The sequence below is a fragment of the Microbispora sp. CSR-4 genome, assembly GCF_008033685.1.
Taxonomy (GTDB): Bacteria; Actinomycetota; Actinomycetes; order Streptosporangiales; family Streptosporangiaceae; genus Microbispora.
The window spans coordinates 1-23,562 of sequence record NZ_VJVX01000001.1 but is presented as its reverse complement, the minus strand read 5'-3'; the positions used below and the strand labels follow the sequence as shown (position 1 = coordinate 23,562).

At 69.2% G+C, this 23,562-nt stretch carries 28 protein-coding genes; 17 read left to right on the top strand and 11 right to left on the bottom strand.

Going from position 1 to position 23,562, the window contains the following annotated elements:
* Positions 1 to 96: 96 nt before the first annotated feature.
* On the top strand, positions 97 to 534 hold the full coding sequence (locus FLV34_RS00140; protein WP_147942099.1) for a helix-turn-helix transcriptional regulator: 438 nt from the start codon (positions 97 to 99) through the stop codon (positions 532 to 534).
* Positions 535 to 1,035: 501 nt separating this feature from the next.
* Here the strand turns inward: FLV34_RS00140 and FLV34_RS00135 are convergent.
* From FLV34_RS00135 to FLV34_RS00120, 4 genes are all read right to left on the bottom strand, one after another.
* Positions 1,036 to 1,233, bottom strand: coding sequence for a recombinase family protein (locus FLV34_RS00135; RefSeq protein WP_205831152.1), 198 nt, complete (start codon positions 1,231 to 1,233; stop codon positions 1,036 to 1,038).
* Between the two features lie 4 nt (positions 1,234 to 1,237).
* Positions 1,238 to 2,500, bottom strand: coding sequence for a Dyp-type peroxidase (locus FLV34_RS00130; protein ID WP_147942098.1), 1,263 nt, complete (start codon positions 2,498 to 2,500; stop codon positions 1,238 to 1,240).
* On the bottom strand, positions 2,493 to 3,044 hold the full coding sequence (locus FLV34_RS00125; RefSeq protein WP_261985600.1) for a copper chaperone PCu(A)C: 552 nt from the start codon (positions 3,042 to 3,044) through the stop codon (positions 2,493 to 2,495). Before FLV34_RS00125 ends, FLV34_RS00130 begins: the two co-directional genes overlap by 8 nt.
* Before the next feature lie 139 nt (positions 3,045 to 3,183).
* Positions 3,184 to 3,756: an MFS transporter gene (locus FLV34_RS00120; protein ID WP_147942097.1), complete on the bottom strand. Its 573-nt coding sequence runs from the start codon at positions 3,754 to 3,756 to the stop codon at positions 3,184 to 3,186.
* 189 nt (positions 3,757 to 3,945) lie between these two features.
* Here FLV34_RS00120 and FLV34_RS00115 point away from each other — a divergent pair, with 189 nt between their 5' ends.
* The 5 genes from FLV34_RS00115 (at position 3,946) to FLV34_RS41225 (ending at position 8,721) form a co-directional block, all read left to right on the top strand.
* The gene (locus FLV34_RS00115; protein ID WP_142651865.1) at positions 3,946 to 4,566 is read left to right on the top strand and encodes an MFS transporter; all 621 of its coding nucleotides are present in this window, start codon (positions 3,946 to 3,948) and stop codon (positions 4,564 to 4,566) included.
* Positions 4,567 to 4,788: 222 nt separating this feature from the next.
* Complete coding sequence (locus tag FLV34_RS00110; protein ID WP_147942096.1) at positions 4,789 to 5,385, top strand: copper resistance protein CopC; 597 nt, start codon at positions 4,789 to 4,791, stop codon at positions 5,383 to 5,385.
* A complete protein-coding gene (locus tag FLV34_RS00105; protein WP_147942095.1) occupies positions 5,382 to 6,005 on the top strand; it encodes a copper resistance protein CopC in 624 nt (207 codons plus the stop codon). Before FLV34_RS00110 ends, FLV34_RS00105 begins: the two co-directional genes overlap by 4 nt.
* Positions 6,006 to 6,140: 135 nt before the next feature.
* The gene (locus FLV34_RS00100) at positions 6,141 to 7,316 is read left to right on the top strand and encodes a cytochrome P450 (RefSeq protein ID WP_147942094.1); all 1,176 of its coding nucleotides are present in this window, start codon (positions 6,141 to 6,143) and stop codon (positions 7,314 to 7,316) included.
* Between the two features lie 436 nt (positions 7,317 to 7,752).
* On the top strand, positions 7,753 to 8,721 hold the full coding sequence (locus FLV34_RS41225; protein ID WP_222709370.1) for an acyl-CoA dehydrogenase family protein: 969 nt from the start codon (positions 7,753 to 7,755) through the stop codon (positions 8,719 to 8,721).
* A gap of 84 nt (positions 8,722 to 8,805) precedes the next feature.
* On the opposite strand, the gene FLV34_RS00085 is transcribed toward FLV34_RS41225, so the two are convergent.
* The 5 genes from FLV34_RS00085 to FLV34_RS00065 all read right to left on the bottom strand — a co-directional run bounded on the left by FLV34_RS00085 (position 8,806) and on the right by FLV34_RS00065 (position 12,751).
* Positions 8,806 to 9,522 (bottom strand): thioredoxin domain-containing protein, encoded by a 717-nt coding sequence (locus FLV34_RS00085; RefSeq protein WP_147942093.1) that lies wholly within the window; start codon positions 9,520 to 9,522, stop codon positions 8,806 to 8,808.
* 40 nt (positions 9,523 to 9,562) lie between these two features.
* Entirely contained in the window at positions 9,563 to 10,783 is a 1,221-nt protein-coding gene (locus FLV34_RS00080) for a Dyp-type peroxidase (protein ID WP_147942092.1), read from the bottom strand.
* Positions 10,780 to 11,256, bottom strand: a complete 477-nt coding sequence (locus FLV34_RS00075) for a copper chaperone PCu(A)C (RefSeq protein ID WP_147942091.1) — start codon at positions 11,254 to 11,256, stop codon at positions 10,780 to 10,782. Before FLV34_RS00075 ends, FLV34_RS00080 begins: the two co-directional genes overlap by 4 nt.
* On the bottom strand, positions 11,253 to 11,933 hold the full coding sequence (locus tag FLV34_RS00070; protein ID WP_187280501.1) for an SCO family protein: 681 nt from the start codon (positions 11,931 to 11,933) through the stop codon (positions 11,253 to 11,255). The genes FLV34_RS00075 and FLV34_RS00070 overlap by 4 nt, the downstream gene beginning before the upstream one ends.
* 203 nt (positions 11,934 to 12,136) lie before the next feature.
* Positions 12,137 to 12,751, bottom strand: a complete 615-nt coding sequence (locus tag FLV34_RS00065) for a hypothetical protein (RefSeq protein ID WP_147942089.1) — start codon at positions 12,749 to 12,751, stop codon at positions 12,137 to 12,139.
* 241 nt (positions 12,752 to 12,992) lie between these two features.
* On the opposite strand from FLV34_RS00065, the gene FLV34_RS00060 reads away from it, so the two are divergent.
* Genes FLV34_RS00060 through FLV34_RS00050 form a run of 3 tightly spaced genes read left to right on the top strand, consistent with a single transcriptional unit; the run spans position 12,993 to position 15,702 of the window.
* On the top strand, positions 12,993 to 13,892 hold the full coding sequence (locus FLV34_RS00060; protein ID WP_142651847.1) for a copper resistance protein CopC: 900 nt from the start codon (positions 12,993 to 12,995) through the stop codon (positions 13,890 to 13,892).
* 31 nt (positions 13,893 to 13,923) lie between these two features.
* Positions 13,924 to 14,376, top strand: coding sequence for a hypothetical protein (locus FLV34_RS00055; protein WP_142651846.1), 453 nt, complete (start codon positions 13,924 to 13,926; stop codon positions 14,374 to 14,376).
* 9 nt (positions 14,377 to 14,385) lie between these two features.
* On the top strand, positions 14,386 to 15,702 hold the full coding sequence (locus tag FLV34_RS00050) for a hypothetical protein (protein ID WP_147942088.1): 1,317 nt from the start codon (positions 14,386 to 14,388) through the stop codon (positions 15,700 to 15,702).
* 280 nt (positions 15,703 to 15,982) lie between these two features.
* On the opposite strand, the gene FLV34_RS40085 is transcribed toward FLV34_RS00050, so the two are convergent.
* Positions 15,983 to 16,156, bottom strand: coding sequence for a hypothetical protein (locus FLV34_RS40085; RefSeq protein ID WP_168066541.1), 174 nt, complete (start codon positions 16,154 to 16,156; stop codon positions 15,983 to 15,985).
* A gap of 32 nt (positions 16,157 to 16,188) precedes the next feature.
* Complete coding sequence (locus FLV34_RS00045) at positions 16,189 to 16,749, bottom strand: flavoprotein (protein ID WP_142651844.1); 561 nt, start codon at positions 16,747 to 16,749, stop codon at positions 16,189 to 16,191.
* 111 nt (positions 16,750 to 16,860) lie between these two features.
* Here FLV34_RS00045 and FLV34_RS00040 point away from each other — a divergent pair, with 111 nt between their 5' ends.
* From FLV34_RS00040 to FLV34_RS00005, 8 genes are all read left to right on the top strand, one after another.
* Positions 16,861 to 18,111: a helix-turn-helix domain-containing protein gene (locus tag FLV34_RS00040; protein ID WP_147942087.1), complete on the top strand. Its 1,251-nt coding sequence runs from the start codon at positions 16,861 to 16,863 to the stop codon at positions 18,109 to 18,111.
* A gap of 58 nt (positions 18,112 to 18,169) precedes the next feature.
* Entirely contained in the window at positions 18,170 to 18,463 is a 294-nt protein-coding gene (locus FLV34_RS00035; RefSeq protein ID WP_142651842.1) for a hypothetical protein, read from the top strand.
* 189 nt (positions 18,464 to 18,652) lie between these two features.
* On the top strand, positions 18,653 to 18,805 hold the full coding sequence (locus FLV34_RS42110; RefSeq protein WP_205831149.1) for a hypothetical protein: 153 nt from the start codon (positions 18,653 to 18,655) through the stop codon (positions 18,803 to 18,805).
* 44 nt (positions 18,806 to 18,849) lie between these two features.
* On the top strand, positions 18,850 to 19,596 hold the full coding sequence (locus FLV34_RS00025; RefSeq protein ID WP_147942086.1) for a hypothetical protein: 747 nt from the start codon (positions 18,850 to 18,852) through the stop codon (positions 19,594 to 19,596).
* Between the two features lie 78 nt (positions 19,597 to 19,674).
* Positions 19,675 to 20,583, top strand: coding sequence for a phosphotransferase (locus FLV34_RS00020; RefSeq protein ID WP_222709369.1), 909 nt, complete (start codon positions 19,675 to 19,677; stop codon positions 20,581 to 20,583).
* Positions 20,580 to 21,230 (top strand): bifunctional 2-polyprenyl-6-hydroxyphenol methylase/3-demethylubiquinol 3-O-methyltransferase UbiG, encoded by a 651-nt coding sequence (locus tag FLV34_RS00015; RefSeq protein WP_147942085.1) that lies wholly within the window; start codon positions 20,580 to 20,582, stop codon positions 21,228 to 21,230. Before FLV34_RS00020 ends, FLV34_RS00015 begins: the two co-directional genes overlap by 4 nt.
* Positions 21,231 to 21,797: 567 nt before the next feature.
* Positions 21,798 to 23,036, top strand: a complete 1,239-nt coding sequence (locus FLV34_RS00010; protein ID WP_147942084.1) for an IS110 family transposase — start codon at positions 21,798 to 21,800, stop codon at positions 23,034 to 23,036.
* Positions 23,037 to 23,149: 113 nt separating this feature from the next.
* On the top strand, positions 23,150 to 23,562 hold a 413-nt coding region (locus FLV34_RS00005), incomplete at its 3' end, for a transposase (protein WP_187280500.1).

The window sequence follows — 23,562 nt, the reverse complement described above, 5'->3', positions numbered from 1 at the left end:
TTGATGGCGAGAGCAGGATAGGCACTCTCCGTCACCGGCTGTCAACTAAAAGCGATGAAGCAGGGCGCGTGTCGCTCCAACTTGATGTGGTGAGCAGTGGCTGACGACCGAAGCGCGGCGAACACCACGCGGTCCCTCGCCGACAAGATCGAGTGGTTGATCCAGAACCGCTGGCCGGCGGGTAACCGGCCGCCTAAGAACAACCTCGAGGCGGCGGCGGCAATCTCGGAGGCGACGGGGGAGGAACTGTCGTCGACAACGATCTGGAAGCTGCGGACGGGTAGGTCGGACAATCCCCAGCTCAAGACGTTGAAGGCGCTGGCCAGGTTCTTCGGCGTGCCGATCGGCTACTTCGGCGACGACGAGGACGCTGAGGCGATGGCCGACCAGGTGGCGGCGTCCTCTTTAACCGGAGAATCCGGGCTCAACCGTGAGGCGCTCCGCGCCCTGGTCGAGATGTCCGACGGCGGCCGCCAGCTCGTGGCCGACTTCATCATCAGTGCCGCCCGCCTCGAACGCGGCAGAGGTCACTGAAGGTTCGGTGTACCTCTGTAGCACACCATGATCTTGCTCTATAGGGGTTCGAGTCGCTGGGGGTCTGGAATCAAATCACTATGCGCGGATCGCTGCCGCTGACCTCTCCCTGGACGAGGAGGCCTGAACAGTGATGGCCCCGAACTTCCTTGCGGTACACCAGATCTAGCGTACGACGATCGCCGGCGTTTTCCTGCTGGCCGCGAGGTGGTGCTCACAGTGGCGGAGGCAGGGCTCGTGCATGTGCCTGAACGACACGACCACCGCGATCAGCGCCAGTATCGCGACACCCCCTGGCGGCACCGATAATTGGACCGGTTGTTGGTCCGCGACCCTTTGATGGACCGCTGACAGAGGCCGCAGCGCAGCAGCCCTCTGAACGCATAGGTCCGTGGTGTACCGAGGATCACAGGAGCGAACTGGACACGTTCGAAGTCCGTGCGGACCCGGGATCACGCTGCCTGACGTGATGGATCCCCGTGGCGTCGCCACGGGGATCCATCACGTCAGCACCTCGGTCGCGCGTTGCTTGTTCCACACCTGGTTGCCGGTGTAGCGAGGGTTGCGGAGGATGGACGTGGTGCCGTCCGTCCGCATCTCGCCGGAGCGGTGAGAGTTCCGCGCGCGGTCATGGGCGGACGGGCAGGGCACTCCGCGGGCATTGAGGGTGGCGGCGATCCGCCCGGCCTTGGCCGGCACTGCGTCATGACAGCAAGGTTTCTCCGATCCACCCATTGGGGTCGCAGCCGGGAGGGATGGCGAACACGGCGGAACCGATCGGTGTGGTCCACTCGTTCAGCAGGTCCGCCTCGGCCAGTCGCTCCTGTACCGGGATGAACTGCCGGGCGATGTCGGCCTGGTAGGAGGCGAACAGCAGCCCGGTGTCGGCGGTGCCGTCGGGGGAAACGCCCTCGTCGTAGTTGTAGATGCGACGGAGGATACGTGCGCCGGGGTCGGCCACGTGTGCTCGCCGGATGTGGGCGTATTCGGAGATGACCGGCAGCCCGGCGGGGGTGAGCCGCGCGAAGTCCGGTTCGTCGTGCTCGCGGGCGCCGGTGAGCGGGGCGCCGTCGGTGAGGCGGCGGCCGATCGTGAACTCCTTGGCCACGGTGTCGGCGGCGTCCCAGGTCTCCATCTCCGCGCGGATGCGCCGTAGGACCAGGGTGGTCCCGCCGCGCAGCCACTCCTGCTCCCCGGCGAACCAGACCGCCCGATCGAAGTCGGGTGTGCCGGCGACGGGGTTGACGGTCCCGTCGAGCTGTCCCATCACGTTGCGCTGGGTGGTGTGGGGCTGCTGGGAGTGCGCGGCCCGCCGGAAGCCCCGCTGGGTCCAGCGGACCTTCGCGAACGACCGGGCGTCCTTGACGAGCACCCGCAGCGCATGGGTGACGGTGAGCGGGTCGTCCGCGCAGATCTGGACGAGCAGGTCGCCGCCCGTCCACCGCTTCTTCAGCCGGTCGATGCCGAACGCGGGGAGGGGAGCGATGAACTCCGGCCGCTGATCGGAGGTCTTGGTGGCCGCGAACAGACCCGGTCCGAAGCCGAAGGTGACGGTCAATCGGGCGGGCAGCACGGCCAGATGGGGCTCGGTGTCGGCGAGCGCGGGCTGTCCCTGAGTGATGCGCCGGGCGTCGTCGGTGAGCACGCGCATCAGCCGCGCCACGCTCTCACGGTCCGAGCCCGCCCGCAGGTCGAACGCCACGAACGCGGCGTGCGCCTGCGGAGTCGTCGCGACACCGGCCTGGTGGGCGCCGTAGAACGGCTCCACCGCCGTCGCCCGGGGCGAGTTCACGTCCGGATCGGCGGTACGGCCCGCCGTAACCGTGTCGTCGGCGTCGGCGCTCGCCCGCGCCACGACGGCCCCGCTCGTCGCGGCGGCGGCGACCACGGCGCCGCCGGACAGCAGCGCCCTGCGGCTCAGTCGCGGGCGGGAGACGTCATCTGTCCCATTGAGCCGCTCACTCATCCATGCCGCCCATGTCGGCGCCCGGCTGGTAGTTCTCCTTGGCTCCCGCGAAGTCCTTGCCCAGAGCCGTGAAGGTGTAGGTGCCGCCCCCCTGAAGCTCCAGCGTGAACGGCACTTCGGACCCTGGCTTGATCTCGGAAGGCACGTCCATGACCATGATGTGGTCGCCGCCGGGCTGCAGGACGTGGGAGCCGTGGGCGGGGACCACGAAACCGCCCTCCTTCGGACGCATCACCATCTTCCCCTCGGACTCCACGACCTCGTGCAACTCCACCTTGGGTGCCGCGGGAGTGCTGCCGGCGATGACGGTGATGTCCGAATCGGAGTTGTTGACCAGGGTGCCGAAGGCGGCGGTCATCCCCTTCTTGGCGGTCTTGACCCACGGGTCGGTGATGCTGAGTGGGGCAGAGGTGGACGACGGGGAGGCCGCCACCGCAGCGGGCGAAGCAGCCGCTGATACGGAGGACGCCTCCTCAGAGCCGCAGGCGGCCGTGGCCGTCACTGCGCCCAGGCTGAGAACGACGAGCATGACGCGGGAGAACATGAAGATCCCTTCATCCGGCTGAGAGCCGGTACTGGTACCGCTGCACTGAACGAATTCGGCGCGCGCGAGCGCACACCGACGCCCCCCGCCACTACGGGGTGCTGGTTACATCAGAGAGAGCCCGCCGACCAGATGCCGGTCAGGCAGGAACAGTGCGAACGGTGCCAGGAGGGCCGCGCCGACCCATCGAATGGCCGAGCAGGACCGACCGCGCGACCACCCGGTGCTCGATCACCGGGACGACGATCGCGCCGTACGCCGGGTCCAGGAAGACGGCGAACACGATCCGCAGCCGGACGGCCAGCCGGCGCAGCAGGGCCCAGAGCAGCGCCTCACCATGCGCCAGCCAGACCGCCGTCAGCGCGACCGCCCAGCCGTGCATGACCAGCATGCCCAGGCCGGGCACCAACCCGGAATGGACGTGCCCGCCGCTCATCGCGGAACCGGCGACGCTCGGTTCCAGGGTGTGCGCGAACGAGAACAGCAGGTGGAGCGCCGCCTGCGAGGCCACCAGCGCCGGCAGGATCACGGCCAGCGTCCGCTCACGCCGCGCTAGGGCGTGCGCGGGCAGGAAGGCGATGAGCAGGGCCATGAGAACGGCGGCCACGGAGACCGACCCGCCGCCGACAGCATGCGCCCCGACGCCGAGCGCCACCGAGACCGCGGCGAACGCGGCGGCCCGTATGGCACGGAAGGGCATGGTTGCTGTCATGGCGCCGCAATCATCGCACACCGCCTCTCCGCCCCTCAGTGCATGCGGCGCAAATCGTGATAATCGGGCCGAATGCCTCGTGAAGGAGTGCGAGCGGTCGATGAGGACGAAGGAACCAAGGCGCCCACCCTGTCGTCCGGCACCGATTCTCCCCTTCGTGTGCCAGACCGAGCCCGACCGAGCGAACGGATGGCGGCGGTCTTGGGGCCGACCAGCCTCTGTGCGATAGTCGTCTTCGTCATGCGCGCCGCCTTACCTCTGCGACTCGCGCGGTCGGCCGCCTTCTCGGTCGTCTGCGTGCTCCTCGCCGTGGGCGCGCACTGGTTCGCCGGTGGGGCCGCCCCGACTCCCCAGGCACTTCTCATCGGCGGAGCGGGCGTCATGACCGTCGCCGCGGCGACGGCGGGCCGGGAGCGGTCACCATTGGTCGTCATCGGCCTGCTCCTGGCAGCGCAGGTCTTCCTGCACGAACTCCTCGGGTCGCTCGCGCTCTCGACGGAGACAACGGCCGTGGCGCACACGCACCGGCTGGGGGTGGGCACCGGGATGCTCACCGCGCATCTCACCGCGGCGCTGATCACGGGGTGGTGGCTGTCGCGGGGCGAAGCGGCGCTGTGGTCGATCCTGCACAGGATCGGCACGGGCGCGATCCACTGGCTCCGGGCGCTGCTCACGCTGTTCCAGTTCCTTGCCCGCATACGCCCCCGCCCCCGGCTCGCGTCGTACAACCTTGACCGCGAACCTCGGCGTGAGGCTGTCCTGCGACACGCCGTCGTACGGCGTGGACCGCCGGTTCTCGTGTTCCTGTGATCCTCTCCGAACCCTTCTGAGGTTTCCTTCGCGCGGCTTATCCGGTCGGACGTCACGCCTGCCCGCAGCGGCTCGTCCCGACGACCCGCGGACCACTCATCCCGGTCCGTACGGCCCGCGCGCCCGCAGGTACCCACACACGACGACTGGAGATACCCCGATGACACCGCCGTCCACCGTCACACGCCGGGCCACGACCTCCCCGCATGCCTGGAGCCTGTCGTGAAGCATCCCTCGGTCAGAGCGGTTTTTCTGTTCGGCATCTCGTGCCTGTTCGCGGTGGTGTTCGCCTCACCCGCGTCTGCGCACGACAGTCTGAAGAAGAGCACACCCGCTGCGAACGCCGTCGTCTCCGGCCTCGACGAGATCGAGCTGGAGTTCAGCGCGCATGTCAGTTTTCCCGTGGTCGTTCTTCATGACGCGGCCGGGCGTCGCTTCGAATCGGGGACTCCGCGCGTCGACGGCTCCACGGTGGTGGAAGGGGTCGCAGGCCCGCTTTCACCGGGCAGCTACACCATCGCCTGGCGGGTCGTCTCCTCCGACGGCCACCCCATCGAAGGGGAGATACCGTTCATCGTCGGATCCTCGTCGGCGGCATCGGCCGGAGGGACGGCGCCCGTCGCCTCCCCGGTGGCCGGAGAGGAAGGCCCACGTCAGGAGACCGGCACACCCGGCTGGATCTGGGCGGTCGTGGCCGCGGTCGTGGTTCTCGGAGTGGCCGCCGTCCTGGTGGCGCGGGGCAGGAAACCGCCGACGCCACCGCTCCCGGACGACGTGGAGGACCGCCCATCGGGTCCCGAGAACGGTGAACGCGGGTGACAAGGAAAACAGCCAGAGCGTTTCTCCTCCTCGGCTTTCTGAGCGCCGTCCTGGGAGCATCCGCCGCACCGGCGCTGGCACACGACACCCTGCGATCGAGCACACCCGCCAGCAACGCCGTGGTCTCCAGCCTCGACCTCATCGAGCTGGAGTTCAACAACAATGTGCGCTATCCCGTCGTGCTCCTGCACGACGCGGCCGGGCAGCGCTTCCCCTCCGGCACACCCCGAACCCGCGGCGCCAAGGTGCTTGTGGACGTCGACGAGCCGCTTCCCTCCGGCAGCTACACCGTCGTCTGGCGGGTCGTCTCCGCCGATGGCCGCCCCATCGAAGGAGAGATCCCCTTCATCGTGGGTTCCTCGTCGGCTGCGCTGCCGAGCACCCTCGTGTCCAGCACCCCGGTGTCCAGCGCCTCCGTTTCCAGCACCCCCGTGTCCAGTATCCCCGTGCCCAGCCCGGTTCCGGCCCGCACACCCGTGAGCGCGACGGGCGAGACGGACGAGCAGGGCGCCCTCCCCGGCTGGACATGGGCGGTCATGGCCGGGTTGGCACTCGCCGGAGCCGTGGCACTGCTGATGTGGCGGAGAAGAAACCCCGCCGGCGGGGACACCCCTTCCTGACCGCCGTATTTCCCAAGACCAGTTTCCGGACCGGACAGCCGCTGATGCGACGTCTCCCTCCGGCCTCCCATCGTCCGCGCCGGCTTCCGGCCGATGTGACAGCCGGCGCGCCTTTCGTACGAAGGATCATCTTCGATGGCAGATGACGAATTTCCCCTCATGCAGTTCCTCCGTCAGGGTTTCGATCCTGTGGCGGAGCTCGGACGCATTCGATCCGAGCAGCCCGTCTTCCCGATGCGGATGCCCGACGGTTCCACTGTCTGGCTGGTGACCCGGTATGACGACGTCCGGGCGGTGCTGGGCGACGCGGCTCGGTTCAGCAACGACTTCGCGAACGTGATCGCCGCGGGAGCGAACCAGGAAGACCCGGGCGGTCTCGGTTTCCGCGACCCGCCCGAGCACACGCGGCTGCGGCGCCTGCTGACGCCCGAGTTCACCATGCGGCGGCTGCGGCGGCTGGACGGCAGCATCCAAAAGATCGTCAACGACCATCTGGACGCGATGGAGCGGAGCGGGCGTGAAGCGGACCTGGTCCGGTCGTTCGCCCTTCCCATCCCGTCGCTCGTCGTCTGCGAACTGCTGGGTGTGCCGTACGGCGACCGGTCTGATTTCCTCCGGATGAGTGCCGACAGGTTCGACCTGTCCGCCGGTCCCGAAGCGTCCATCCAGGCGGTCAACGACTCGATCATGTACCTGACCGATCTGGTCGCCAAGGAACGCGCGAACCCCGGCGACGGCCTGCTGGGCACGCTGCTGCGTGAGCACGGTGACGAGGTGAGCGATCGCGAGCTGGCCGGTCTGGCCGATGGCCTGCTGACCGGCGGGCACGACACCAGCACCAGCATGCTCGCTCTCGGCACGCTGTGGCTGTTGGAGAATCCCGAGCAGGCCGCCCTGGTTCGCGACACCGACGACCACGTCGATCAGGTCGTGGAGGAGCTCCTGCGGTACCTGACAGTTGTTCAGGTCGCCTTCCCGCGCTTCGCCCGCGAGGATCTCGTGCTGGCCGGGCAGCCCATCGCCAGGGGGCAGATGGTGCTGTGCTCGCTGACCGCGGCCAATCGCGATCCCGCTCTCGGCGCGGACATGGACCTGGCCGTCCCGGGGCGCAAGGTGAGCCCTCACGTCGCCTTCGGACACGGCATCCACAGATGCATCGGGGCTCCTCTGGCGCAGATGGAGATGCGCATCGCCTTCCCCGCGCTGCTACGCCGTTTTCCCGGTCTGCGGCTGGCCGTGCCGTTCGAGCAACTCGCCTTTCGCGAGATCTCCATCGTCTACGGTCTCGATTCCCTGCCGGTCGCCTGGTAGCACCGCTCGCCGGGGAACGACCGGCTCTCCGGTCGTTCCCCGGCCACCTACCGATGTCCGAACAACCTACGGAGCGACAGGGCTGCGAGGCCGAACGCCGCCTGTGTCCATCCTGGCCGGCTGACATCTGTCGACGTCTCTGATGGGCGTTTCCTGCCTCTATATCGCGATCGGGCGACAAGTCGGAATGCCATCCTGGAGTACGCCGCATCATCCCGTGTGCCTCGGTCGGCGTAGGCGATGACTCGCCTATTCGGGTCGCGCATCGCCCTTCCGGTGTAGCCGCGAAGACATCCCGCCTTTGACCGGCGCCGGCTGCGTCAATCGTCAGCTTGCTTCAATTCCCGGTTGGCCGCCTGGCCCGCCGGTTCCTTCGCCGTGGTCCGCGCCGGGCCGCGGTAGGTCACGCCTACCCACCTCCCGCAGGAGCATGACCATGTCATCACCTCCCCGAGGTCTGTCCGCGCGCGCCACCCCGCTCCGCCTCGCCGGTGTCACCTGCCGGCACGGCCGGCTCACCGCGGTCGATCGCGTGGATCTCGATCTGGCCCCCGGCGAGCATCTGGCCATCACCGGCACCAACGGGTCGGGCAAGAGCACGTTGCTCCGCGCGATCCTCGGCCGGCATCCGCGAGACCAGCGGCCTGATCGAGGTCGGCGGAGCACGGGCGAGCGGGACGGCCGACTGGGCCCGGCGCCGATCGGAGGTGGCCTGGGTGCCCCAGCGCTAGACCGCGGCCGCTTTCCGCTCCTGGTGAGCGAGTTGCTCGCGAGCGGCGGTCACCTGGAGCGGTCGGTTCGTGCCGCCGACGAGCTCGGTGAGGAGTGCGAGGGCCTGCGCGTGGTGGCGCGGCGCGTACGGCTCGGCCGTCTGCTTCGATGCCTCCGCTGGCTGGGCCAGGCCGAACACGCCTTCGCCCTCATGTGTGGGCGAGCCTGTGACCGGCGGACCTCCACGGGACGGCTGGCCGATCACCAGCTCGTCCAGAAGCTCGTCTTCGACGCGCTGCTCGCCATCAGGACGACCCGGCCGCTTGTCTTCGAGGCCGTCGCCCGTCTGGATGCGGGGCTGGACGCGAGAACAGAGACGGGCCTGGCAAAGGTCGCGGCCGCCCGCATGCTACGGCAGGTGACCGACGCGGCCATCCAGGTCCACGGTGCGGAAGGACTGGGTCCCGACACCGCGCTGCCCCGGCTGTTCCGCACCGGCCGGACGGCCGGCATCCTCGACGGGCCCGATGAGCTGCACATCACCGCGACGGCCCGACGGGTGCACCGCGAAAGCCCCGGAAGGTGCGGCCGGTCAGCGGAAGCGGCCGGAGGCTGTCGTCGGCGAGCGTCAGGCCAGAGGCGCCGACAACGGCGTCAGTACCGGTGCCCATCGCGAATGCACGGAACCGCCTGAACCGGCGCGGCGGCGTCGTTGACACCGGCCCCGGCCGTGGCGTCAGTCTTCTCGCTGGGGAACGGCCGGGTCGGTACGCGCCTCCTACTTGGTCGCGTTCTCCAGCGTGCCGCGCAGGCCACTCGAGGTGAGGACCTGGTCGTCGGGCAGCTTCCTGCCGTCGAGCAGGACCGTGGGAGTGCCCTGGACACCGGAGGAGAAGGCCGTCTGCGTGTACTGCTGCACTTGGGCGGCATGCCTCTGGGATTCCATGCAGGACAGCACAGCCGAGTCGGTGATTCCGGCGCCGTCGGCGAACTTCTTCAAGTCGTCGACCGTGAGGGCGACCCGCTCGTCCGGCTGTTTGGCGAACAGTTCGTCGTGAAAGGCCGTCCAGGAGTCGCCGGGTACGCACCGCGCGGCGGCGGCGGCCCGCAGGGACCCCTGCGGATTGACGAAGGCGATCGGATGGTAGACGACCTTGATCTTGCCTTCCGCGGCGAACTGCTTGATCTGTGCGCCGTTGATGTGCTCGAACTCCTTACAGATCGGGCACTGGAAGTCCTCGTAGATGTCCAGCACCGGCTTCGTCGTCCCGGATCGGGCCATGACGACCGTCCCGTCCTCCTGCACGCTGACGGGGGCGAGGTCGCCGGCGTACGACGTGGCCTTGGTGCGGCTCATCTGTACGAGGATGGTGGTCACAGCGGCGACGAGCACCACCAGGCAGACGGACACGATCACCAGTCTGCGGCGCCGCTTCTCCCTCTGCGCTTGCCGTATCCGCTCCTGACGCAGCCGCTCGCGCTTCGATGTGCTCATGCATCTCTCCTGATCTTCGAGATTCGGTCGTGCGGCGCGGTCACAGAGCCTCCAGCAGGCTCTGGCCGAGGTAGCCGTGGGAACTCGTCCCGGGTGGGACGGCGAACAGCGCGCTGGTCTCGTGCACGATGAACCGGCTGAGTTCGTCGGCCAGCGCCAGGCGCTGCTGGATCCGGGTGAATCCGTCCCTGGGGTCGCGCTGGAAGGCGAGGAACAGCAGCCCGGCGTCCGGCGCGCCGTCGGGCCGGAGGCCGTCGAAATAGGAGAACCCCTTCCGCAGGATCGTCGCCCCGCCGTTCGACGCGGGGGCGGCCTGCCGCACGTGGGCGCCGGGGCCGATGGCCAGCCCGCCGCCGGGGATCTGCTTGCCGAGGTCGAACGGGGTGAACTCGGTGCCGCCGGACAGCGGGGCCCCGGTGTCCTTGCGCCGCCCGACGATCTGCTCCTGCCGTTCGCGTGACAGGGTGTCCCACGCGTCGAGCAGCATCCGGATGCGCCGGAACACCAGATAGCTGCCTCCGCGCATCCACCCCGGATCGGTGGCGAAGATGTGCGTGTCGAACCCCGGCTCGCCCACTTTCGGGTTGCCCGTTCCGTCGAGCTGGCCCATGAGGTTGCGGGGGGTGGCTCCCTTGGCCACGGTGACTCCGTCGACGGCGTTGAAGCCGCTCATCTGCCATCGCAGGGCCGCCGTTCCGCGTGCCGTACGGCTGAGCGCTCGCAGGGCGTGGGCGGCGACGACCGCGTCGTCGGCGGTCAGCAGCACGCCGATGTCGCCGTCGCCGCGCCGCGGGTCCAACTGGTCCCGGGGGAAGGGCGGGATCGCGGCGAGCGCGGCGGGAACGGCCATCGTGAACTTGCGCAACAGCGAGGCGCCGAACCCCACGGTGATCGTCAGGGAGGACGGCCCGTGGCCCAGCGCCATGGCGTCGTCTCCCGGCACGGGCTCGCCCGCCGTCAGCAGCCGGGCGTCACGTGTCCATGTGCGCAGCAGAGCTTCCAGATGGCGGGCCGTGACGCCGGGGGCCAGGTCGAAGGAGGCGAACCACCCGTGTGCGGCGGTCGGGGCCAGGATGCCGGCCTGGTGGGCGCCGTCGAACGGAATGCGCCGTCCCCCCACCTCCTCGGCACGCTCCCCTCCGAAGACCGAGGCCGCGGCGTCGCCGCCCACCGCTCCCGCGACGGCCGCGGCGCCGGCCGCCGTAGTCGCCGCCAGCACGCCGCGCCGGGTGAACCGGCGCGGTGCGCCCGCGGCGCTCATCGGCCCTGGGCCGGGGGACGGTAGCCCACCGGCATGACGGGAGCGGTCACCGTGATCTGGCCGACCTTGGCGAAGCTCAGCATGAGTGTCACGTGGTCGCCCTGCTTCAGCGCCCGCGTCGGCGACTCGATCATGATGTGGTAGCGGCCGGGACTGAAGGCGACGGTGCCGTGCGCGGGTACGGTCACCGAGTGGAGCATCGTCATGGTGGTGCCGGTGCTCTCGTGCATCATCGACATGTCGGAGACATCCGTGTGGACGCCGGTGAGCACGGCGGGGACGTTGCCAGAGTTGGTGACGGTGAAGTAGGCGGCTGCCACGTCCGGGGAGGCCGGTTGCGGAACGTACGCCCCCGTCACCCGCAGATCGGAAATCTTCATGGGCCCGGCGTGGCCGGTCGACACCCAGGCGATCGCGGCCACGACGGCGGCCACGACGATCAGAGGTGTGCGGGTTCTCGCGAGAGCGGTCATGACGCCGCTCCTTGGCCGCCGGCACCCGGTGTGGAGCTTCCGAGCGTGACTCGCCCGAGCAGCTTGCGCAGGTCGGCCACGTAATCGGCGGACGAGGTGCCCGAGCTGAAGATCAGGCGGCCTCGGTGGGTGCCGTCGAAGGCGATGATCTGGGCGCCGTGCGTCACCTCGTATGTGCCCTTCTCGGTCGCCGGCGGCTCCAGCGCGATCCCCACCGACTTGGCCGCGGACCGGATCGTCGCGTAGTCGCCGGTGAGCCCGACGAAGGAGGAATCGAAGGCCGCGAGCCACGACTTGACGACCCCTGGGGTGTCCCGGTCGGGGTCGGTGGTGATGAAGACGACGGAGATCTTGTCGCGCTCGGGTCCGGTCAGATCTCTCAGGGCTGCGGCGAGGTCGGCCATCGTGGTCGGGCAGATGTCCGGGCAGTGGGTGTAGCCGAAGTACACAAGCGTGAGCCGGCCCGCCGTGTCTCGCCGCAGGTCGAACGGCTTGCCGGAGGTGTCGGTCAGCGTCACGTCGGGCTCGGGAAGCGGCTGCTCCAGCCAGGTCCCGTGGAACTCGCGCGCGGGGCCGAGCAACCGCACGGGCGCTGCGGCGGTGTCCGCCGATCCCGCGCAGCCGGCGAGCACTCCGGTCAGGAGCAGCAGGGCGAGCCCGGCCGCCGATCGTCGCACAGCGGACCTTCGCCGGGGCGCCGCCGAAGTAATTGGTGGATGGGTCAAGGTCGTTCCTCGTTCTCGGGCAGGCTGACGGCACGCCTGACCAGGACGATGCCGAGGACGACCACAGGCGGCCCGGGGCCGTGGACGGCCCGGTGCTTCAGACGACGCGGTGCTTCAGACGACGCGGTGCCTTGCCCGGACGAGATCCGGCGCGGTCAGGCGGGATGAAGGGAGATACGCCGTCGCCTCGGGGGCCCCCGACGGACCACGGTGTGCCGGAGCGCGGTCGTGGCCGAAAGATCGTCTTCGTCGTGCGACACGGGCGCCGCGCCCGGGTGGGTGGGGATCGCCACAGGCCCGATAAGAGCGAGAACGCGGCAGAGGTGGGCTGAGACGGCGAACGCCAGCGAACGCAGGGCCCGCCAGAGCGCGCGTTCACCCACCGACAGCCAGAAGGCGACCAACGCGCCCGCCACCGCGTGCGCGGCGAACATCGCCGGGACAGACATCCCGTGATGTGCGGGGATCGCGCCGTGCGCGAGGGCCACCGAGGCCGTGTGCCCCGGCATCATGGTGTGTGCGCCGACGCTGTAGGTTCCGTCCGCCGGGGTCGTCCAGGTGAACCACGCGTGTAGGTAGAGCTGGACCGCCTCCACCGCCGCCAGAAGCCAGCGGGTCGACCGCTCGTGACCGGCCAGCCGGTAGCCGATCATCGTGACCAGGCCTAATGCCATGCCTACCGACCATGCCGGCACCGGCCGCGGGGCCATCAGATCATGACCTACCTGGGACAGGCCAACGCACACCAGGGCGAAAACCCCGGCACGCATCAGCCGAAACCATCCAGGCGGGCGCCGCACGACCTCCACCTCTGCTCTACGCCGCGTAGAGCAGCAGTCTACAGGCGGACCCGCGCGGCAGCGCTAACGGCAACATATCTACTTCTGTTGTCAGCGATCCAAGTTGTGTTCTTTTGTGGTGAAAGTCGGTAATCTCGTCGCTGTCGGTCTTATCGGTCCGAGCCGAATCTCCCTATTCAGGGGCCGTATTTCGTGGAGAGCAGAAGTGACCATGGCGCGCTGGTTGGGCCGGTTGCTTCTGCTGATCATCGTCGGTGTGCTGGCGATGGCCGCCTTGGCGGCGCCTGCTTCCGCCCACGGCCAGCTCGCGATGTCGACACCGGTCAAGGACAGTACGGTGCGCGAGCCGATGGAGTCCCTCGCGCTCTACTTCACCGAGGCGCCCGCTCCGAACGCGTACTTCGCGGTCACCGCTCCCAGCGGTGCCCGGGTCGACCGGCCCTGGACGCACGGTGGACCCAAGCGCCTCGACAAGCCGGTCCAGGAGTATCACCTGGTGAACGGCTTCTGGGAACCGAGCGTGTACAACACCGGATACCCGGCGCAGATCCCGGTCGCCTACTGGCCGGAGCGGGGCGAGTACGTCGTCCGGTATCTGTCGATCGCCTCGGACGGGGAGCCGGTGCAGGGTGAGCTGCGGTTCACCTACAAGGGCCCGACCTCGGGACCGCCGAAGGGCTGGCAGGCCCCGGACGACGAGCCCGACCCCAGCCTGCTCGCCTCGGCCGAGCCAGGAAGCGGCGCCCAGCCCCCGGCGCCGCAGAGTGGGGGCAGCCCGGCGGCGATGGGCCCCGCGGCGCCACAGGCTGGCGCCGGCGCGGCCGCGGTTCCCGAAACCGGTGGCAGTCAGGGCGCCGTGCCCGAAACCGGCACGGCCGGCACCGCCGCGAGGGCAGCGCAGCCGGGCGACTCCGGCAGCGGGTTGTCGGTATGGCTGGTGCCCGCGGTCCTGGTCGTCGGAGCGGGCGTCCTGGTGGTGCGGGCAGCGCGGAGACCTGCGCCCGTCACCCCGGCGCCAGGGCGGCCTTCCGGCCGCCCACAGGCGAAGAAACCCGCACGCGCGGCGTCGTCGCGCACCCCAGAGCGTTCCAAATCCACCAGGCGACGCTGACGCGCCACCACCCCTTCAGGAGAACCCCCCCATGATGATCGTCCCTGCCCGCCTGCGCCCGCTGCTCGCCGCGCTCCCGCTCGGCGTGGTCCTGCTGATGGCCACGTCTGCCTGCGGCGGGTCGGATGCCGCCGCCCCCGCCCAGTCGGCCGCCCCGGCATCCGCCGAATCGGCTCCCGCGGCCCCTGCGGAGTCAGCAGCCGCCGCCCCCGCCGATTCGGCCGTGAAGGAGATCACGGTCACCATCGCCGGTCGGAAGGTCACCCCGCCGCCGGGACGGATCGAGGTGACCAAGGGCCAGACGGTGCGGATCACGGTCACCGGCGACGCCGCCGACGAGGCGCATCTGCACGGGTACGACAAGGAGGCCGAGCTTCAGCCCGGCACCCCGGCGAGCATCGAGTTCGTCGCCGATCAGACCGGTCTGTTCGAGATGGAAACCCACGGCTCGGGACTGCAGCTGTTCCAGCTCGTCGTGCGTTAGGCCGCCGGGATGCTGCTGGCTCACGGCGTCGGGGGCCGTCAGGACCTGCCGATCCCGTTCTCGGCCGCGCTGACCGGCGCGGCCCTCGCGTTGCTGGTGTCGTTCGTAGCGCTCGGCGCGCTGTGGAAACAACCGCGCCTGGACGCCGCCCTCACCGCTGCCCGCTCGGTGCCCGCCGCCATCCAGACGGCGGTGACCTCGCCGGCCTGGCGGTGGGGCTGGCGGATCGCCGGGCTCGTCGTCGCGGCGTACTTCTGCATCGGGCTGGTCTTCGGTCCCGATCGGGCCGACAATCCCACGGCGGGGGCGTTCTACGTCCTGTTCTGGGTCGGCCTGGTGCCGCTGTCGGTGCTGTTCGGCCCGGTGTGGCGCGGCCTGAGCCCGCTGCGGACGCTGCACCTGCTGGCCTGCAGGGGACTCGGACGCGACCCCGAACTCGGCCTGCGGCCACTGCCCGTTCGCGTCGGATACTGGCCCGCCTGCGCCGGTCTGTTCGCCTTCGTCTGGCTGGAACTGGTCGCCCCCGAACGGGCCACCCTGCCGGTCATCGGCGCCTGGCTCGCGGCCTACGCCGTGCTCATGCTCGCCGGGGCGGTGGTCTTCGGCTCCCGGTGGTTCGGCCACGCCGATCCGTTCGAGGTCTACAGCGACCTCGTGGGCAGGCTCGCCCCGTCGGCGAGACGCGGCGACGGCGTCGTGGTCTGGCGTAACTCCCTCGACGGCATGGCCGGGCTGCGACCGGCGCCGGGGCTGACGACGCTGGTGGTCGTGCTCCTGGGCTCCACCATGTACGACAGCCTGTCCAACGCCCCGGTGTGGGTGCGCTTCGTTCAGGAGAGCGCGGTGCCGGCCCCGGTCACGGGCACCGCGGGCCTGGTGGCCGTCATCGCTGTGGTGCTCGCGGCGTACCGTGCCGCGACCGCGCTCGCCGGCCGATGGGGCGCGGCCGATCCCGGCATGACGGCGGGCGAGATCGCCCACTCGATCGTGCCGATCGCCGTCGGATACGTCGTCGCCCACTACTACACCCTGTTCCTGCTGGAGGGGCAGCGGACCATCGCCCTGCTGTCCGACCCGCTGGACACCGGCGCGGACTGGCTCGGCACCGCCGGGTGGACCATCCAGGCGTTCGGCACCACCCCGGCCGGAGTCGCCACCCTCCAGGTGACGGTCATCGTCATCGGCCACGTGCTGGGCACCGTCCTGGCGCACGACCGCGCACTGGCCCTGTTCCCCCGCCGGACCGCCGTCCTCGGGCAGATTCCCCTGCTCGTGCTGATGGTGGTCTACACCGTCGTGGGGCTGCTTCTCCTGTTCGCCGCCTGAGGCGCGAAGGGAGCCCGTGACGAACCGCGAGAGCCGGGCCCGCTACTACAGGCCCCAGGCTCCGTAGTCACACCCTGTCCGCACCTCAGGTCGTGCATGAGGGAGACGGCACCGCTCACCAGGCGATTCGCTCGGGGAGCGGGACGATGAGCAGGCCGCTGGGAGCCGACCTGCCCGCCTTACCGGGCGTGTGAGCGATGCCCGGCCTCCCCCTGATGCCCGGGTATCGGGGGGCTATCACCGCAACTTGCGAGTGCGCGGCTTTCGGCTGCTGTCCCCGTCATGCCGGTGGTTGTGGTGGGCGGCGTTGCAGGGTGAACCGGGAGGCCATGAAGCGCCACATGAGGTACAGCGTGGCGAGCACCGCGATGAGCCCGCCGACCGGGTAGACGGGGAAGCGGACCACGGTGGCCTGCAGGGCGTGTGGCGAAAGGCCTTCGCGTGTGACGGCCACCGTGATGTGGAGAGCGGGGCAGTGAAACCGCTTCAGCTGGATGAAGAATCGAAGCCTTCGCGTATGGCGTGCAGTGCTTCGTAAAGATCGTCCCAGGGAAAGAAGACCGCTCCTGGGGCGCCTGAGTTGGGGGCGGGGAGACGGTCCCAATCGAGGATTATCCGTACGCCCCATTCCTCGAGCCGGGCCACGCTGCTGGGGAAGGCGGGATGCCTCGCGAGCGCATGGTTGGGCCAGGGGACGGCGACGATCGGCAGGCCGAGCCCGAGGGCTTCGTTCAGCAGGCCCAGTGCCAAGGTGTCGCTGATGCCCTGGGCCCACTTGTTGGTGGTGTTGAAGGTCGCCGGGACGACCGCCATGGCGTCCGCCGGGGGCAGCACGTCCGGCTCCTCGGGCCGCTTGTAGTCGTGCCGTACGGGATAGCCGGTGAGCTTGCTGAGCCGCTCGGCGTCGGTGAACTTCGTGGCTGACGGCGTCGCGATGATGCAGACCGTCCAGCCGTCCGCCGCAAGGCGCTCGACGAAGGCGGGAAGCTCACCCGCCGGCCGGCCTCCGCACGCGATCACATACAGAACCGGCTTGCTTTCTGCCATATCCCGCCGTTCCCCATTCCTCTGCGATCACCATCGGTTACTATCCGCTGACCCACGGACACGGTTACCGTGGTCGAGGCGAACACTACGTCCCCAACGTGAGGTCGTGCCATGGCGACTGAGCACGTGGAAAGTGGAGAGCTGGACCGGCGCATCGGCAGGCGCGTCCGAGTGCTTCGGTTGCGCCGAGGCCTTGGATTGCGCGCGTGTGCGGAGTTGTGCGGACGGACGGAGGAGTGGCTGCGTCAGGTCGAGCGCGGCGAGCAGCGCCTGGACAAGCTCTCCACCCTCGTCGCCCTGGCGAACGTGCTCGGTGTACGAGATCTCAGCCTCATCGTCGAAGACCGGCTTCAGGGCATGACGTGCACCGTCACCGAGGGCGGCAGGATCCGGCACGAGGCCGTCCCAGCCATTCGGCAGGTGCTGTCCACGCCGCTCTATCCGTCGCAACCCGTGAAAGACCTGCCCGCCGAGAGCGAGAAGCTGCGGCGTCGGCTGGCCGTCGCTTGGTCGGCCTGGCACGGGTCGGCTCGGCCCTACACCGCTTTGGGCGCGGTGGCACCCGGCCTGCTACAAGACGCGCTGAACCTGCACCGAGCGGCCGCGCCCAGCATGCGGCGCAGCACCTGGGCGCTTCTCGCCGAGACCTTCCAGCTCGCGCAGCGTTTCCTCTACTGCGTCGGGGAGGCCGAGCTGGCGGCCCGCGCCGCCGACCGCGCGATGGTCGCCGCTGAGGAGACCGATGATCCGCAACTGATCGCGATCTCCGCCTGGACCTCCACGATGGCCGCACTCGGGCGCGGTCAGACTGACGAGGCCTTCGAGGTGGCGTCGACCGCGGCGACCTACTTGGAGCCGAGGTCGAGCTCCTCACAGGCCGTGCTGTCGGCGTGGGGTTCCTTGCACCTGTTCGCCGCCATCGCCTGCGCGAAGAACCACCGCGGCGCCGACGCCTGGCGGCACTGGGACCTCGCTCACAGGGCCGCCTCCGCTCTCGGTCCTGCTCACCACAACCCTCTGACGATGTTCGGCCAGGCCAACGTCGCCATTTATGGCGTCGCGATCGAGGTGGAGACAGGGCGTTCCAGCGCGGCGATCGACCGGGCCAAGGCCATCACCGTCTCCGCCATCCCTTCGACGAATCGGCGGGCGCAGCACCTCCTCGACCTGGCGCGAGGGCACATGCGGCAGCGGGATTTCGACGCAGCCCTCACCTGCCTTCGGATGTCGGAGACACAGTCGACGGAGACCGTCGTCTTCAACCCGCTCGCACGTCAGACCATCGGCGAGATGATCGAGGCGAGGCGCCGTCCTCCGGCTCTGTTGCTGGACCTCGCGACAAGAGCCCGCGTCATCGCCTGAATGCCACCCCCAACCGCTGGTTGGGTTTGCCCACGTGAGCCGGCCGTACGGTCGCGCCATGAGTACGCAGCTTGCCGATCCGGCGGTGGTCCGCGACGCGCTCCAGTCGCTCGCCGCCGCACTCGAAGGCCGGGGCTTCGCCGCGCGGCTCCGCAGCGGTGAGGGGTCTTCGCTCCACCTGTTCGTGATGAACCCTGAGGCTCCCGTCCTCACGGAACACATCATGATCGTGCCGGATGCGGAGGGGGAGTGGAGCTTCTGGTTCCCCTGGCCCGAACGGATCGCTCTCGTCACGAACGTCACCGAGGCCGCAGACCGCATCGAGCGTGTGCTGGCCGAGGTAGACCGTTAGCCGGAGTGCGCCCGTATGGTCTCGCACGGTGCACCTCGCGGCGTTCCCAAGGACGCGCAGCTTCCCGCGCCGTTCCACGGTGTCCACGTCGCGCCACCGCAGACAGGCTGCGAAAGGCTCGTGTGGAGGAAACCGACGGCGCGGTGCACACACCTGCGGGTACGACGGCACACCTGTGAGTGCCAGCCGGTGGTCTACGAGCTGTGCGTTTCCGGCGGCCTGGTGTTCATCCGCCGCACCGTCCGCAAGCCGGCCGGTCTGTCCGTACGCGAGACGGAGTGGCTCCTGACGGCCAGAGCCATGGAGCTCTGGCGACGCCTGCTCGCCGGGCAGGCCCGATAGCTCCCCCTTCGCCAGTAATCCCACGTCAGAAGGAGAGTGCCTCAATGACCCTGAGCGCCCAGCTCGACGCGTTCGCCGTCGAATTGCCGGTCGTCTTCGACCCACGCTGGAACCGCATCCCCGGGATCACCGTGGACGGAGCCACCATCACGGTCGACCCCGAGAAGTACTTCTTCCGGTTCGAGAACTCCACCTGGCTCCTGTGTGACTGGAACCTCGTCGCCAGTCAGCTTCTCGGCACCGAGGAGTCCGCGGAGACCGCCGTCGAACAGCTCGCCCTGGAGTTCGTGCAGGAGCAGGGCTTCTCCACCTCCGACGCGGGCCGGGTGCTGGCCACGGCCTGGGAGGTCTACAGCTACCTGTTCCGCGAGGAGCACCTGCCCACCCTCGGCCTGCCCCAGATCACCGCCGACCACCTGCGGATGCTCCGCGAGGCCGCCACCTTCATGGCGCTCAACAAGGTCGAGCTGGACGGCCACATCTCCAACGTCGGCCCGTGCTGGTTCTTTCCCGCCGCGACCTCCGTCGTCTACGAGCTGGACGAGGAGGAGGGTGGCATGCTCGACGAGGTCTACCACGGCACCTGGTTCAACGAGTACCGCCGCATCGAGTCGATCAAGGCGCACGCCGCGCTCGGCGGCCGGCTGGTCCACGGCTGCCAGTCCGTGCCCAACCAGTCCGGCGGCGCCTGCGTGCCGTACGGCGCCTCGATGCAGACCTTCCGCACCGAGCTGACGAGCTTCCGCGAGGAGTGGCTCGCCAAGGTCTACGCCTGTCGCACCGCCAGCTGACCCTTCCCGTACGGCCCGCGCTTCGATGAGCGCGGGCCGTGCGCCCCAGATGCCGAAGGAGTAACCGTCGTGCATGAGTTGACCGTCACCCGGCTGTGCGCCGAGTTGTGTGCCAAGGCGAGGGTCCCGGGTGAGCCGAAACGTGAGCCGATGCGTGCCTGGTCGCTGTCGGCGGTGGAACGCCTGCACTTTCCCGACGGCTCCACGGCTATCTTCAAATTCGCCGCCGAGCCGTTCACCGGCGAGGACCGGGCGCTCAAGCTGGCCGGCGTTCATGGCGTACCCGTCCCCGAGCTGTACGCCTCCGCCGTCAGCGGCGGCATCCTCGGCATGCTGATGCAGGACCTTGGCGAACCGGTTCGGGAGGCAGCGGACGACGACGGGGTCAAGGCGGCGGTTGTCCTCCACCGGGTTCGCCCCTCGGAGATCCTGCCGACGACCATCGACGCCGACGAACTGCGGGCCCTGCCCTTGCGGGCGCTCGCCCACCTGGACTACCTGCGGCAGGTCCGCCGCTGGAAATCCACTCTCGACATCGCAGAGATGCTCTCCGCCCTGGACAAGGTGGCTCCCGCACGTGCTCAGGGGGCGGAGCTGACGCCGTTCGGGCTGTGCCACTCGGAGTTCCACCACAGCTCGCTGCACATCGGGCGGATGGGATGGCGGCTGCTCGATTTCGCCCGCGCGTTCAACGGCCCCGGTCTGCTCGACCTGGCATCCTGGCCCGGAACCCAACAGCCCGCAAACGTGCAACGGGTCCGTCGGCTGATCGAAGCCTACGTCGCCGCCGGCGGATCGCAGGAGGCATTGGCGCCACGGGGTGGTCTGTCCGCCGAGGCGTGGGCCCTCGGCTGGCACCGGGTCTGGATCGTGGAGTGGTTCATGGATCAGACCGTGCGCTGGATCAACGACCCGACGAGCGATCCGGTCTACATCAAGGTCGTACGGCGTCACCTCCGCGAAGCCGTACGGCTGCTCGTGCCATGAACCGCCAGGCATGGCAGGAGCACGCCCGGCAACGTCAGGCCGTCGAGCCGGCACTGCCGGCGGCGGCTCCGTCTCGCATGTATTGGACGCCGGAGCTTGACGGTGGGCCAGGAGCCGAGATCCTGGGACACCTCGCGTGTGCGCGCGTTCTCGAGTTGGGATGTGGCGCGGGCCATCACCTCGCTCACCTTGTCGGAGTCCATGGCGCCACCGGGGTCGGCGTCGATATCTCCGAGAGGCAAGTCGAACGGGCGCGCACGCGCTATGGGCACCTGCCGGGGATCGCCTTCATCGCCGACGACGCGGCCCAGTTCCTGCAGGCATCGTGCCATCCGTACGACATCTGCTACTCCGTCTTCGGCGCCGTGGGACTCACATCGCCGAATGTGCTCGTGCCGTTGATCGCGCGGGTGCTGCGGCCCGGCGGAGTGTTGGCCTTCGCCGTTCCGCATCCCAGACGCAGTGACCGGGGCAGCACGTTGCTGTTGCCGTCCGGCGGCAGGGTGCCGATCCGCCGCTGGGAGCCGAGCGTGCTCGGCTGGGTCGCGCTGCTGTCGGCAGCCGGTTTCCGAGTCGACGACCTCCAGAACCTTGGTGAGCCGCCAGCCGGCCCGAAGACCTTGCTCGTTGTCGCCCGGAAATCATGACGGTTCGAGGAGGCTGTCGTGCCTGAGGTTTATCTGCTCATCGACGTCGACGGCGTGTTGATCCCGTTCCCCGACAGTGAGGGGAACGGACCGGCTACTCATGTGAGGCACAGCGTCGTCCCCACCGGCTATGACGCGGGCTCACCCGTCCCCATATGGCTGAATTCCACGCACGGTTCCATGCTGGCGAAGCTGATCAGCGAGCTGCCTCTGACACCGGGAGCAATGCTTAGAACCTAATAGCACTGCACGGCACCGGATGACTCCTACTTGAAACCCGGGGCTTGACCCCTATCCACAGGCGGCGGGCTCCGGTGCCGTGCCTCTCGTGAAGCAGATGCGCTCCTGGCCGCACGAGGGCCATGATCGTGACCTGAGCCGACCGCACGGTGACTTCCCCTCTTGCAACGCGAGCCGCGAGCTCTGCCCACAGACTGACACCCGTGCGGTGAGCTGGGGCCGCGAACTGCTCATCGGATGTCGGGCCACCGAGCCCTTCTATTAGGGCGCTGCGTGACCCCGCACAGGCTCACACGCTGGGCGCACATCAGAACACGGGAGGCTCCATTGGCGATCACCTGTGGTATCGACTGGGCGGAGAAACACCATGATGTTGCACTGATCGACGAGAACGGCAAGCTGGTCGCCAAGCAGCGCATCAGCGACAACGCCGAGGGCTACCGGCGACTGCTCAACCTGCTGGCCGAGGCCGGTGACACCGCCGAGCACCCAATCCCCGTCGCGGTGGAAACCGCCCGAGGCCTGCTGATCTCCTGCCTGCGCGCGACCGGACGCAAGGTGTACTCGATCAACCCGATGGCAGTGGCCCGCTACCGAGAACGCCACCGGGTCACCCGCGCGAAGTCCGACCACGCCGACGCGATGGCATTGGCCAACATCCTGCGCACCGACGCAGATGCGCACCGGCCCTTGCCAGCCGATTCAGAACTGGTGCAGGCCATCGCGGTGCTGGCCAGGGCGCAGCAGGATGCGGTGTGGAACCGCGGGCAGCTGTCCAACCAGTTGCGTTCGCACCTCAAGCAGTACTTCCCGGCGGCGCTGGAGGCCTTTCAGGTCCGCGGCATCGGCCTGGACTCCCGCGAAGCACGAGCAGTGCTCGCCGTGGCGCCTGACCCCACCACAGCCGCAAAGCTCACCTTGGCACGCCTGGGGTCGGTGCTGCGCGCCTGTGGACGCCAGCGCGGCATCGACGCCTGGGCGCAGCGCCTGCTGGCCGTCTTTGCCGGCGAGCAACTGCATCAACTGCCGCTCGTTGAGCAGGCCATGGGACGCCAGACGCAGGCGCTGGTTCTGCAGCTCGATGCCGCCTGCCGCGCGGCCGACGACCTGGCCGAAGCCGTGGCAGAGGCGTTCTCTCAGCACCCCGACGCCGAGATCCTGACCAGTTTCCCAGGGATCGGCCCGCTCACCGGGGCACGCGTCCTGGGCGAGATCGGCGACGACCGCACCCGGTTCCGCGACGCCCGCGGCTTGAAGGCCTATGCCGGATCGGCGCCGATCACCATGGCCAGCGGCAAGAGCCTGGTCGTGCGCCACCGGACGGTGAAAAACCAGCGGCTCGCGGCGGCCGGATACGTCTGGATCTTCGGTGCTCTTCCCTCGCCGCAGGTCAAGGAACACTACGACCGCCGCCGGGCAGCCGGCGACAAGCACACGGCCGCGATGCGCAACCTGTTCAACCGGTTCCTCGGCTGCCTGTACCACTGCCTGCAGACCCGGCAGACCTTCGACCCGGACAAGGCCTTCCCCACGCGTCCGGACCGATCCGAGCCCACCGCGGCTTGACTCTTAGCGAGATCGGATGTCTGTGGATCTTCAGGGAAGGGGTGTACCTTCCCGATGATCATGTAGGTCTCATGCATGACCGACGCGCCAACGTCGGTCGGGAAGGCACACCCGTGCTCACCGTAGTCCCTGACCCCGCTGACGGCGACCGCCGTACCGCAGACGCCCCGGTCTCCTCCTCCCTGATCGACGAGATCGTCCGGGAAGGCGCCCGCAGGATGCTCGCCGAAGCGCTCAAAGCCGAGGTCGATGCCTATATCGCCCAGTTCGCCGATCAGCGTGACGACGATGGGCGCCGTCTGGTCGTGCGCAACGGCTACCACCAGGCGCGCGAGGTGCTCACCGCGGCCGGCGCGATCGAGGTCAAGGCGCCCAGGGTCAACGACAGGCGCGTCGATGAGGTCACCGGCGAGCGCAAACGCTTCTCCTCGGCGATCCTGCCGCCCTGGGCGCGCAAGACACCGAAGATCACCGAAGTGCTGCCCTTGCTCTACCTGCACGGCCTGTCCTCCGGTGACTTCGTCCC

Coding starts and splice junctions, on each gene's coding strand:
- FLV34_RS00015 (WP_147942085.1), top strand. CDS start 20,580: ATGAACCGCCAGGCATGGCAGGAGCACGCCCGGCAACGTCAGGCCGTC.
- FLV34_RS41225 (WP_222709370.1), top strand. CDS start 7,753: ATGTCATCACCTCCCCGAGGTCTGTCCGCGCGCGCCACCCCGCTCCGC.
- FLV34_RS00050 (WP_147942088.1), top strand. CDS start 14,386: ATGCTGCTGGCTCACGGCGTCGGGGGCCGTCAGGACCTGCCGATCCCG.
- FLV34_RS00045 (WP_142651844.1), bottom strand. CDS start 16,749: ATGGCAGAAAGCAAGCCGGTTCTGTATGTGATCGCGTGCGGAGGCCGG.
- FLV34_RS00060 (WP_142651847.1), top strand. CDS start 12,993: ATGGCGCGCTGGTTGGGCCGGTTGCTTCTGCTGATCATCGTCGGTGTG.
- FLV34_RS00085 (WP_147942093.1), bottom strand. CDS start 9,522: ATGAGCACATCGAAGCGCGAGCGGCTGCGTCAGGAGCGGATACGGCAA.
- FLV34_RS00100 (WP_147942094.1), top strand. CDS start 6,141: ATGGCAGATGACGAATTTCCCCTCATGCAGTTCCTCCGTCAGGGTTTC.
- FLV34_RS00035 (WP_142651842.1), top strand. CDS start 18,170: ATGAGTACGCAGCTTGCCGATCCGGCGGTGGTCCGCGACGCGCTCCAG.
- FLV34_RS00025 (WP_147942086.1), top strand. CDS start 18,850: ATGACCCTGAGCGCCCAGCTCGACGCGTTCGCCGTCGAATTGCCGGTC.
- FLV34_RS00125 (WP_261985600.1), bottom strand. CDS start 3,044: ATGTTCTCCCGCGTCATGCTCGTCGTTCTCAGCCTGGGCGCAGTGACG.
- FLV34_RS00075 (WP_147942091.1), bottom strand. CDS start 11,256: ATGACCGCTCTCGCGAGAACCCGCACACCTCTGATCGTCGTGGCCGCC.
- FLV34_RS00130 (WP_147942098.1), bottom strand. CDS start 2,500: ATGAGTGAGCGGCTCAATGGGACAGATGACGTCTCCCGCCCGCGACTG.
- FLV34_RS00080 (WP_147942092.1), bottom strand. CDS start 10,783: ATGAGCGCCGCGGGCGCACCGCGCCGGTTCACCCGGCGCGGCGTGCTG.
- FLV34_RS00065 (WP_147942089.1), bottom strand. CDS start 12,751: ATGCGTGCCGGGGTTTTCGCCCTGGTGTGCGTTGGCCTGTCCCAGGTA.
- FLV34_RS00115 (WP_142651865.1), top strand. CDS start 3,946: ATGGCGGCGGTCTTGGGGCCGACCAGCCTCTGTGCGATAGTCGTCTTC.
- FLV34_RS00120 (WP_147942097.1), bottom strand. CDS start 3,756: ATGACAGCAACCATGCCCTTCCGTGCCATACGGGCCGCCGCGTTCGCC.
- FLV34_RS00040 (WP_147942087.1), top strand. CDS start 16,861: ATGGCGACTGAGCACGTGGAAAGTGGAGAGCTGGACCGGCGCATCGGC.
- FLV34_RS00055 (WP_142651846.1), top strand. CDS start 13,924: ATGATGATCGTCCCTGCCCGCCTGCGCCCGCTGCTCGCCGCGCTCCCG.